The sequence below is a fragment of the Acetobacter sp. genome (assembly GCF_047723915.1).
GTDB lineage: Bacteria > Pseudomonadota > Alphaproteobacteria > Acetobacterales > Acetobacteraceae > Acetobacter.
The window spans coordinates 480,390-491,551 of sequence record NZ_JBDOBQ010000001.1 but is presented as its reverse complement, the minus strand read 5'-3'; the positions used below and the strand labels follow the sequence as shown (position 1 = coordinate 491,551).

Here is an 11,162-nt window from a genome sequence, read left to right as displayed (position 1 = left end):
CATAAAAAACGGGAACTCTCCTTTTGAGTGGATACAAAAAGGGGGGCACGTCAGGCACAGCCTGCACCGTGAAGGGCGACAGGTGGCGCGTTGCACTGTTGAGCGCCTGATGCGCAAGATGGGTCTGAAGGGTGTCATCCGGGGCCGGAAGGTCATCACGACCCGTCCGGATACGGCGCGTCCCTGCCCCGATGACATGGTCAACCGGCAGTTCCGGGCCGAGGCCCCCAACCACCTCTGGGTCTCGGACTTTACCTATGTCCAGACCTGGAATGGCATGGTCTATGTGGCATTCGTCATTGATGTATTCGCCCGCAGGATCGTGGGCTGGAAAGTCTCGACTTCCATGACCACCCAGTTCGTGCTCGACGCCCTTGAACAGGCCATCTGGCAACGAAAGCCTGCGGGAAATAAGGTGCTGATCCATCATTCGGACCGTGGATCACAATATCTGTCGATCCGATATACCGAACGCCTGGCGCTGGCTGACATAGACGCCTCAGTCGGCACGGTCGGTGACAGCTACGACAATGCACTGGCGGAGACCATCAACGGTTTATACAAGGCCGAGGTCATCCATCATCTGGGGCCATGGAAATCCATGGCGCAGGTCGAATGGGAAACCCTCAAATGGGTGGACTGGTATAATAACCGACGCCTGCTGGCGCCAATCGGCTACAGGCCGCCCACCGAAGCCGAACGCGCCTTCTATGAAGATCAGAGCAGACTTGATATTGCTGCCTGATTACTGAACAAATCACTCTCCGGTAAACCCGGAGCAGTTCAGGACGATCGCAATTGCCACACAAGCATTTGCTTATCCCTGTCATCAGGGTAATCAATCTGGACGGCTTGATCGGAAAATAGGGATCTCGGCCGGCGACAGGCGCTGCGTTCAGAACGGGCGCGATCCTGAAGTGTTGAACGCCAGACGGTAGTCGCTTTCCATATAGGCCGATCCTATCGTCAGAGTTGAGGCGCGCGTACGTCGCGGGGATCTGTGTAACTGCTTCCACAGTGCAGGGTCCCGGTTGTAGAAATCCGGCGCGTATCGCAGCATGCCGTTTTCATCCAGGAATGCGGTCTGGTAAATGACGAACACCGTTACACCTGTAGGCAGGTCGTGACGCGTCGTCTTGCCGGCCGCAATGCTCTGATCGACGGCGCTGAGGGGCTCCTTCAGCAAAAGGGCTGCCAGTTCGCGTGGGTTTTGCACCCGGATGCAGCCATGGCTGATGCGGCGGTTGACGCGGTTGAACATGGCCCGGTCGGGCGTATCGTGAAGATAGACGTCAAAGCGGTTGGGCATGTCGAACATCAGCAGTCCGAGCCCGGCTTCCGGCCCTGCCATCTGCTCGATTTCCCCATTGGGAAGCATGATCATCCTGTTGCGGGCAAGATAGTTCGGATCGCGACTGATCTTGGGCAGCATTTCACGCGTCACAATGTCTTTTGGAACGACCCAGGGCGGATTGAACAGGCTCGCGTCGATCACCGCCTGGAATTCCGGACTCTGATTCCGCATCGCGTCCTGCCCGACGATCACCCGGGTGGATAGTACCGGCTGGTCATCGTGATAGGCCACGAGCCGTTCATCAGCCACGTTGACCACGACGCGATCGGCAGGCATCTCGCGCGGTAACCATCGCAGGCGTTCGAGATTGACCTCTATTCTGCGCTGGCAATCCAGAACCTTACGGCGATCGGCCGCTCCTGGTGAGCGGCATGCCCGCAACGCCTGTCGTAGGGCGCGATAGGCTGGGGTCGTGGGGGCCAGGCTTTCGATCGTGGCCACCAGATCAGCGTCGTCCAGGCCCTCGCTTACATGTGCTGCGACATCGACCGCCGCAGGCGTCAGGGCTTGATTGTCCGCCCGTCGTTCCGGCGGCACGGCACCGTGCGCGAGAGCGTTGGCATAGGACAGCGCCGCGTCCGACAGCAGAAGTTCACGCTCAAGCGGTGTCAGGGTCTTGTCGTGCCGTAACAGGTCGGCATGAAAGGATAGGGGGTCCAGACCTTGATCACCCGCTTGGGCAATGGCCTTCAGTACGGCCTGTGCCTGGTCGGGGTGGCTGTCCCATACCGGTTCAAAGTCGTGGCGACTGTAAAATCGTCTCAGCAGATCGGTGTTGAGTGCGTCACCCGCTACGATGACCGGTGCGGGTGCGTTGATTGCGCGGCCGATCTCGGTTGATGCGTGCTCCGATATGGTGGCACAGGCGGAGAGCCCCGCCATTGTTGCCATCGCGCAATGGCGGGTAGCGCTGGCAACCCATTGGCGCATGGTGCGTTTTACTGTTCTGATCGTTGAGGGACCGTCATAATATGGCTTGGTTTGCCACCATGATGCAGACACGAAACACGACTCCTCGATCTTTCAGTATGACGCAAATAGTAGTTTGACTTTGTGTCAAGTGTTGTTCTTAACTGTCTAGTGCCCATAAAGGCATTAACAAGGGGGTAACAGATGTCCGCGACTTCCAAAACATCGTTCCGTTACAGACTGTTCCGTAACACGGCGCTTGTAGCCGTCGTTATTCCGCTGTCTCTACTCGCCGCCTGTGCGGACGACAAGCCACCGCCGCCGCCCGCGCCTGTCGAAGCCGCGCCGCCGCCCCCTCCGCCTCCTCCGCCGCCGGCACCTCCGGCTCGCGGCTGAGGCATTTTTTTCGACTGTTCAATACATGCGATTCCAGCTCCCTCGTGGAGCTGGATGACTCGTAAAAATTCTTTGGTATGACGGTAACCTCTGCGCTTCCATTGTCTATCTGGCAGTCGGAGAAGACCTGTCGATTTTTATTGGTGTAGTGTCAAATACGCTCCAGCTTGAACCCCGAAAAACGCTCTTGGTGACTGCATTGCAATAGCAGTGGCCACATGGGTTCATCAAATGCTCAAGATTGTCATCCCGGACGAATGCAGTCCATGAGCACGCATTGCGAACCCTGTTCCGAATGGATCACTATCCGGTAATTCAGTTTACGCTGGCATAGCGCCTATCGCGGCTGAAGCCTTATATCGGTGCTCTGCCAGGTGTTATTCCCCCGATCATGTCTGGAATGCTGGCGGCGCCTGCACGTCGGCGTGTAACCATCACGCGGGGTTGGCTACTATTTTTTTGTCGGGAAAATAAACATCTCGGGATGATTGTACAGACTGCCAGTAATGGCTGCATAAAGAATGGTCTTGCCATCAATGCTTTCGGTACCACCACCAATATTAAGCCAGGTGAGCTCCTCTTTTTTACTGTTATCTGCAGTTTCAAAGCGCAGACCATAGATTGCTCTATTATCGAAAAGTACGGCAATCTGATGGTTGGCACAGTCATGTTTTTTGCACGCCAGCAGTACCGTGTAGGGTTTGCCATCCATAACAACAGAAACGGCTTCGGATTCGGTGGCACTTTTTAACCAACTCGGTTTTGCGGTTTTACCAAACATCGAGTCAAACCGCTTCGTCCAGACTGGATCGTTTAAATAGCTGCTGAGCGTTGCCGGATTGGCGCTTGCTGCGGAGCCTGTCATGCCGAAAACGATCAATATCCCAGCCAATGTGCGAAATTTCATACCGACCCCTCGCTGTCTGCTGCAAAATTAAGTGGATCTGAAAGTAGTGACGATACGAACCAGCGACTTAGTCGGCCAAAATTGGTCGCGTTGGAGGCTTCGTCCCTGCTTTTTACGCGTTCATTATCTTTTCTTATCATACGTTCTCTTTCAGGAAACGCCAATAATGCCGTGGATGACTGACAAAAAGGCCACTGCAATATTATAAAATGAGAACTGCTGGTCTGCTCCCGAGGCAGGTTAGCGGTCCAGCAAGGGGCTGAAGGCACGGATCGCTACATAACGGTACCCCACCCCAACACTCTGCTAGACCGGAAGATCCCTGTTATCCGCCAGTGTCTCCATAGTCATGTATGAGGTAACACCGTCCAGTTCCACCTTGTTGATGATCTGCTGATAGACCCGATCGAAATCGTTCATATCGCAGGCCACAACCTTGAGCAGATAATCGTATTCTCCCGCGATCCGATAAAAATCGACGATGTTTGGAATCGCACTGACGACCTTCCTGAACGTTTCGAACCATTCGCGTGAATGATGCCGTGTTCGCATCAGTACGAATACCGTAAGGCCAAGACCCAACGCTGCCGCGTTCAGACGCACTGTGTCGTGCGCGATCACGCCATCGTCGCGCAGGGCATTCAGCCTTCGCCAACATGCATTCTGTGAAAGCCCCATCTTCTCGGCGAGTTCGCGTTGCGAGGGCGTTCCCTGCTTCTGGAGGATTCGAAGGATTGCCCTGTCTGTTTGATCGAGTTTTCTGGTCATATCGTATCATATGACAACAATATTCATGATTTCTATCAAAAAAAGCAGCGGTTTTCGCGTCTTTCCTCAGTCTATCGTTTCATCATCATGCAACGACGCACCGTAATGGACTGAAATTCACACCATGGAAATGATCGGCTCCCTAGACGACAGTACATCCATTCTCGACCGGTTCGAGCAGGCTCTACGCCGTCAGGGCCTGTCAGCGCTTGCAAAAGGCGTAATCGGGGACGGCGCGCAATTCAGCACACCGTTCGGCACGCAGTCACTGCTCTATGCCGATTATGTTGCCTCTGGCCGCGCGCTACGTCAGGTCGAAACATTCGTCATGGACGAGATTCTACCCTACTACGCCAACAGTCACACCGAGGCCTCGTTCTGTGGCGCGTACATGACGAGGCTGCGTACCAGCGCCCGCGCTACGATTGCACGCCTGTGCAACGCACCGATCGACCAATTCACGACCATTTTCATGGGCAATGGTGCAACCGCCGGGCTGAACCGCCTGGTTCATCTGCTTGAAATCCCGGCCCGTTGCGACGCTGGCCAGCAGCCGACCGTGTTCATCGGCCCTTACGAACACCATTCCAATATCCTTCCATGGCGGGAAAGCGGCGCACGGATCGTAGAGATTCCTGAAGCTGCTGAGGGCGGGCCGGATATGGACGCTCTTGAGGCGGCCCTTAAGTCGTCTCCGGACAATAGTCTGAAAATTGGCGCCTTTTCCGCTGCTTCGAATGTCACGGGTATTCTGACAGACGTCAACGCCGTAACCGCCATGCTCAAGAATCACGGTGCCTTCGCGATCTGGGACTACGCGGGGGCCGGTCCATACTGCCCAATCGACATGCAGCCCGGCACACCGTTCGAAAAAGATGCCGTCGTTGTGTCCTGTCACAAATTCATTGGTGGTCCGGCAGCTTCGGGCGTGCTGATCGTGCGCAATGCCGCGGTCTCACGGCAACGCCCAGTCCTGCCAGGTGGCGGCACGGTACGCTTCGTTTCTCCCTGGACGCACGACTACTCATCCTGCCTGGCAGCCCGTGAAGAAAGCGGCACACCGAATGTCATCGGGGACATCCGCTCGGCCCTCGCCTTTATCGTCAAAGACGTCATTGGCGACGCCTATATGGCGCTGCGTAATGCCGAATTACGCGAACGCGCACTCGCGGCATGGGGCGACAATCCGGCCATCGAAATCGTGGGGCACCCGACCGCGCGAGCGCTCCCAATCTTCTCCTTCCGTATCCGCAACCTCAAGGACGGTGGTTTCATCCACCAACAGCTCTTTACCCGCATGCTGTCGGACCATTACGGCATTCAGGTTCGCGGCGGATGCGCATGTGCCGGCCCTTACGCCCATCGCCTGCTCGGGATTGACGAGACGGAATCCGCTCATATTCGCAATACGATTCTTTCTGGCCAGGAAATCGAAAAACCGGGGTGGACCCGCCTGAATTTCAGCGTGCTGATGGATGACGCAAAGGTTCAGCGCGTTCTCGACGCCGTCAACGAACTTGCCACAGCACCCTGCGAGATCGCCGCGTTATACGATTGCGACGTTAGCACCGCACGATTCCGCCCCAAAGCCGTCGCCTGACCGGTAGACAGAGCCGCGCCGTGTTGAGCGGAAGCAGAAACGCCCATGACGTAAGAGAGAGTGACAAGTAACAAATGAAAGCGGTTTCTGCCTTACAGCCCGCCTGATCCCACACGTTCGCCATCCGGGCTGGAGGGCGGCCAAAGCGGGTGGTGGCACCGATAGTGATGACATCATAACCGGATGATTCGTTGGTTGTTGCAAACGGGTATATTCTGTTCCATTTTGGAATGAAGCAGTTTGGCGACGTTTTTCGGCACATAAGGGCAGGGATGCCAGACCAGATGGGCCTACGTGGTGCATCTGGTGTTTCAGCCTCCATGCGCCGTGACATCGACATCCACGCCCACTTCGAGCGCAACCCATTGACCCGTGGCCCAGGGGCCGATACCAACGTTGAACGCGGAACGGACAAGCGGGAGATGGCCCTTGGCATGCAGGGCGGAGCCTGAGATGTCGATGGTAAGAGGAAGCGTGACGGGTTTGCTTACCCCTTTGATGGTCAGAGTGCCTTCGGCGTCATAGGTGTTGCCACCCTTGCTCTTGAAGTCATTCACGTCGAAAACAGCCGAAGGGAATGCCTTGACGTCAAACCAGTCGTGACCGGGCAGTGCACCGTCACGCTGGCTGTCACCTGTTGTGGCACTGGCCATATCGATGGTGATCTTCGCATGACCGGCTTCAGGATGGGCCGGATCAAAGGAGATCGTGCCATCATATTTTCCGAAATGACCGTCAAACGCCTTGCCTGTTTGGGTGCCGGAGAAGCCCAGCGTGCCGTTGCCCGACGCCAGCGTCCAGTCAGCGGCGAAGGTCGGCGTTGAGAGCAGGAGGCCAGTTATTGTGGCGACTGACAGAAACTTGTGAAGAGCCTTCATGAGGTTTCTCCTTTCTGGCGAGGTGTGGAGGACGTGCCAAAAGACGGCAGCATCTGATTCATGACGCGGTCATGCAGGACGAACCGGTGCCGCAGGGCTGCGGCGACGTGCAGGATGATCAGCCCCAGAAGCCCCCATGCGGCCCAATGGTGAAGCACCTTCAGAGCAGCTTCCACCGGCGCCTTGTCAGGCAGGGTCGACAGCACCGGAAGGTCGGGCCATGGCACTGTTCCGAACAGCACGGTCGGAATGCCCAGCACCGAGACCGAAACCATTGCCCAGCCACTCAGGGGCAGCAGAACCTGCAATCCGTAGAGCGCAAGATGCGCCAGATGTGCTCCCTTTTTCTCCAGTGGTGGCATGTCTGCGGGCAGGGCAGGGGCACTATGTGTCAGACGCCACCCAATGCGACAAGTGATCAGAAACATCACGGTGATGCCGATGGATTTGTGCAACTGGTAGAGCTGGAACACGCGCATCGTATCGAGGGGAAGATGGTCCATGACCAGACCCATGACGATCAGGGTCAGTATTCCCAGGGCGATCATCCAATGAAGGATGATCGCGACCGTGGAATACCGCGTGGTCCCGCTCGCTGCGCGTGCGGGCGTGGGCATGATATCAGCCCTGCTTTTCGAAAGCGCCGGCAATGCGCAACTGCACATCGTCAGACACGTAAGGCACATACATCTTCACGCCGAAGTCGCTACGTTTGATGGTGCCGGTAGCTTCAAACCCGGTGGTGTATTTTTTGTCCAGCGCGTTCACGCCAGCACCGATGAAATGGACTTTCAGGGTTTCGGGCTTCGTGACACCATGCAGTGTCAGGTTGCCGGTCACGATCGCGTCGTTGCGGCCGGTGACACGAACGGACGTGGATTCAAACGTAGCATTGGGGAATTTCGCGGCGTCGAACCACTGATCGCCCTTCAGCTCATCATCAAGCTTGGCGCTCGTCGTCTGCACGGAGCTCACTGGGATGGTCACGGACAGTTTCGAGGAAGCCGGATTTTTCGCATCAAAGTTCAGCGTGCCGGAAACATTGGAGAACACGCCGAGATAGTTGGTGAAGCCGAAATGCAGGACAGAGAAGCCGACCTGTGTGTGACCCGGCTCAACAACATATGTGCCGGACTGGGCTTGCGTGGCGCTGGTCACGACTTGGGCGGATGCCGGTCCCGCCAGTAAGCTGAAAGCCAGGGCAGCAGCAGGGAGAGCAAGAACGTTGTATTTCATGTGGTAATACTCCGGTTAAGCATGAACTCGTCTGAAAAACAGCAGCATCATGCGTCTCACGGCATTGGGTGTGCTGTTTTGCTAAGATCTTCAATACCGCCGGAATCCTGGACAAGAAATAAAAACGATAGAAACATATAGTTTCCATATTTTTTATAGATGTGAGGAAAGGTCGGAAAAACTGCGCACTACGATCTCCTGCATGTTCGTCGTTTCTTTCATTGCGTCACGTCAGATCATAAATGCATTGATCTCGGATGATAATGTGTGAACTCCTCTGGATGAAAGGGATGTCTGTGATGAGCTAGGCTCAGGACTCATGGCCAGAACAAGACGGTTGCAGCGAGGCAGATTGCCGAGAAGAAGACGGTCGGGCATCTGTCATAGCGTGTTGCGACCCGTCTCCAGTCTTTGAGCCTGCCAAGCATGATCTCGATACGGTTGCGGCGTTTGTATTTCCGTTTGTCGTATTTGACCGGTCTTCCACGAGATTTTCGGCCAGGAATACAGGGTTTGATCCCTTTCTTCTCCAGGGCCTTCCTGAACCAGTCAGCGTCATAGCCTCGGTCTGCCAGCATCCATTCAGCTGGTGGGAGAACGTCCAGAAGGGCAGCAGCACCGGTGTAATCACTGACCTGACCTGCTGTCATAAAGAAGTCGAGCGGACGTCCGTTCCGGTCGGCGACGGCATGCAGCTTCGTATTTATCCCGCCTTTGGTCCGCCCGGATCAGACGGCCTGGGCCCCCTTTTTTAACCGCAGGCTTGACGCCGTGCGATGGGCCTTTAGATAGGTCGCATCAATCATGATCGTCTGAGGCTCTGCCTTGCCTGTAGCCAGTCCCTCCATCATGCAGATGAATATCCCCATAGCACTCCAGCACTTCCAGCGGTTGTAGAGCGTCTTGTGTGGACCGTATTCCCGGGGAGCATCACGCCAGAGCAGACCATTTCGGTTCACGAAAATGATCCCGCTCAACACACGACGGTCGTCAACGCGAGGTTTGCCATGGCTCTTCGGGAAAAAGGACCACAGACGATCCATCTGCTCGTCCGTCAGCCAATACAGGTCCCTCATCTTCAGTCTCTTCAAGGAGCCTGAATCACATCCTTCCGTCCATATCAATGGGTCCTGAGCCTAGCCATATTATGGCCCACTATCGTGGCAGATAATAAAATGGAATACTTGTTAGGCGGACTGATCTGGCCATGCCGCCAGAAGAACGGCTGGAAGAGTTGTTTCGACAAACGTTTGCGACGGATCGGCTGTATCAAACAGCAGAGCAGCCCTGCCTTCCAGAATCATATGGGCTAGCCCGTGTGCGATAGCCAGTGCACTGGCCAGGTAAGGACGAAATACGTGATTTGAAGGATCTGGTGGTTCCTGCCTGAAATAAGCCGCCGCTGCGTTGCCATATCGTTTCAGGGCGTCATAGGACGCGCGTATGAAATCCGGATTTTTGCAGTCAATGAGATCGACACGGCAGATCAGGCGGAACAAGCCTGCATTGCGTACGGCAAAGGTGACATATCCCTCAGCCTGCGTCCGCAGATCCACTGCAGCAACGCCGCATGAGGGGAGAATGCTCAACTCAGTATAAAGTTGTTCGAATACCCGTATAGCCACCGCAGTCAGCAGGCCTTTTGTGCCGTCGAAATGGTGCGACGGCGCACCTGGGGATACACCGGCACGTCTGGCAGCTTTCCTGAGTGTAAATCCTTCAACGCCGTCTTCTCGAATGAGGGCTTCAGACGCCATGATCAGCGCCATTTTCAGATCGCCATGATGATAGTTGTCACGTTCTACCATACTCATATCGGCACCTGCATATGCATTTGAACATCGTTTAGATTGATCGATTTGTTAATCTATGCAACGTTCAGATAAGAAAAGCCATCCTTGGGGGAAAAGGCACATGACACAACGGGCGCTGATCGTAGGTCTTGGCATCAGCGGCATGTCCGCCGCCATTGCATTGCGCGGTCAAGGGTGGACACCTGTTATCATCGAGCGCGCCTCCCAACGCAGAAGAGGTGGTTATTTTATCGGCTTGCGTGAGGAAGGAAAGACGGCTGCCGAGGCACTGGGTGTGCTGGACGTCATGGAAAAGCGTACACCTGAACGTATCCGGTTCTGGGATGTGCGCAGGGATGGCAGCCGCAGGCGCATTGCCGATGTGACGCAGGAGACGAATGCGCCAATTGCCGTGCTGCGGGGCGATATTGAAGAAGCACTCTGGCAGGGCGTCGACGGAAAAGTCGAGGTGCGTTTTGGAACAGAGCCGGTTTCGATTGTCAATGGCGACACACAGACACAGGTTACTCTGCGGTCTGACAAAGGGCATGACGTTATCGAATCTTTCGACCTCGTTATCGGCGCGGACGGGGTACGCTCTACAGTGCGCAAGCTGATTTTTGGCGTGGATGAGGTATTTTTTAGGCCACTCGGTACGATGTTGTGCGCTTTCCCTCTGGCACGTCCTGTCGCGGGCTTTGACGCAGGGGACGGGCTTATGGTGGCGGACATAAAGCGGGCCCTGACGGTCTTTCCGCTCGAAGGACGTCCCTCAACCGCGCTTTTTTCCTATCGCACCAGAAGCCCGGTCGATCCAGCCAGCAGAGATCCACTTGCGACACTGCGGCAGATCTTTGCTGATCTGGATGTAGACGGAATTATTTCCAGAGCCCTCGAAGATCTGGCGAATACAGACGATTTTCTGTTTGATTCAGTTCAGATGGTCAAAATGCCTCGATGGTCGAAAGGGCGTGTTCTGCTTCTTGGAGACGCCGCATGGTGTCTGACCCTGTATTCAGGCATGGGGGCATCGGCAGGCATGATTGGTGGCCGGGCATTAGGAGAGGCGCTTGCAGCCCATGCAAACAATGTCGACGCTGCCCTGACGGCTTTTGAGACCAGAATGCGCCCCTTCGTCCGTAAGCATCAGAGGTTTGTCGCTCTACGGTCCCAGTTGTTCGTTCCCTCCACGCGTTTTTCGTTATGGGGACGCCGCGTCCTGTGGCAGATCCTGCTGCGGTCCAGAAAATACCCGTTCAAGAACGCGTCTTGAACGAATGAGATTTCCCGCTACAATTTATGCCATCATCGTTGTTTCCAT

The 11,162-nt window shown here is 55.6% G+C and carries 10 protein-coding genes and 1 pseudogene; 3 read left to right on the top strand and 8 right to left on the bottom strand.

Going from position 1 to position 11,162, the window contains the following annotated elements; translation table 11 throughout:
• A partial coding sequence (locus tag ABF990_RS02135) for an IS3 family transposase (protein ID WP_415506455.1) occupies window positions 1-745 on the top strand: 745 nt, incomplete at its 5' end.
• A 150-nt stretch (window positions 746-895) separates the two neighbouring features.
• Here ABF990_RS02135 and ABF990_RS02130 read toward each other — a convergent pair.
• From ABF990_RS02130 to ABF990_RS02120, 3 genes are all read right to left on the bottom strand, one after another.
• On the bottom strand, window positions 896-2,356 hold the full coding sequence (locus ABF990_RS02130) for a L,D-transpeptidase family protein (protein ID WP_415500973.1): 1,461 nt from the start codon (window positions 2,354-2,356) through the stop codon (window positions 896-898).
• Between the two features lie 754 nt (window positions 2,357-3,110).
• A complete protein-coding gene (locus tag ABF990_RS02125; protein ID WP_415500972.1) occupies window positions 3,111-3,566 on the bottom strand; it encodes an Ivy family c-type lysozyme inhibitor in 456 nt (151 codons plus the stop codon).
• Between the two features lie 306 nt (window positions 3,567-3,872).
• Window positions 3,873-4,334, bottom strand: a complete 462-nt coding sequence (locus ABF990_RS02120; protein WP_415490213.1) for an Lrp/AsnC family transcriptional regulator — start codon at window positions 4,332-4,334, stop codon at window positions 3,873-3,875.
• Window positions 4,335-4,458: 124 nt separating this feature from the next.
• On the opposite strand from ABF990_RS02120, the gene ABF990_RS02115 reads away from it, so the two are divergent.
• Window positions 4,459-5,934, top strand: coding sequence for an aminotransferase class V-fold PLP-dependent enzyme (locus ABF990_RS02115; RefSeq protein ID WP_415490212.1), 1,476 nt, complete (start codon window positions 4,459-4,461; stop codon window positions 5,932-5,934).
• Window positions 5,935-6,245: 311 nt separating this feature from the next.
• On the opposite strand, the gene ABF990_RS02110 is transcribed toward ABF990_RS02115, so the two are convergent.
• From ABF990_RS02110 to ABF990_RS02090, 5 genes and pseudogenes are all read right to left on the bottom strand, one after another.
• Window positions 6,246-6,812: a YceI family protein gene (locus ABF990_RS02110; protein ID WP_415490211.1), complete on the bottom strand. Its 567-nt coding sequence runs from the start codon at window positions 6,810-6,812 to the stop codon at window positions 6,246-6,248.
• Window positions 6,809-7,429, bottom strand: coding sequence for a cytochrome b (locus ABF990_RS02105; RefSeq protein WP_415490210.1), 621 nt, complete (start codon window positions 7,427-7,429; stop codon window positions 6,809-6,811). Before ABF990_RS02105 ends, ABF990_RS02110 begins: the two co-directional genes overlap by 4 nt.
• A gap of 4 nt (window positions 7,430-7,433) precedes the next feature.
• Window positions 7,434-8,048, bottom strand: coding sequence for a YceI family protein (locus ABF990_RS02100; protein WP_415490209.1), 615 nt, complete (start codon window positions 8,046-8,048; stop codon window positions 7,434-7,436).
• 317 nt (window positions 8,049-8,365) lie between these two features.
• Window positions 8,366-9,124, bottom strand: a pseudogene (locus tag ABF990_RS02095) (IS5 family transposase).
• A gap of 111 nt (window positions 9,125-9,235) precedes the next feature.
• A complete protein-coding gene (locus ABF990_RS02090) occupies window positions 9,236-9,862 on the bottom strand; it encodes a TetR/AcrR family transcriptional regulator (protein WP_415500231.1) in 627 nt (208 codons plus the stop codon).
• 55 nt (window positions 9,863-9,917) lie between these two features.
• Between ABF990_RS02090 and ABF990_RS02085 the strand changes: the two genes are divergently transcribed.
• Window positions 9,918-11,114, top strand: coding sequence for an FAD-dependent monooxygenase (locus ABF990_RS02085; RefSeq protein ID WP_415490206.1), 1,197 nt, complete (start codon window positions 9,918-9,920; stop codon window positions 11,112-11,114).
• The last annotated feature ends 48 nt before the right edge of the window (window positions 11,115-11,162 follow it).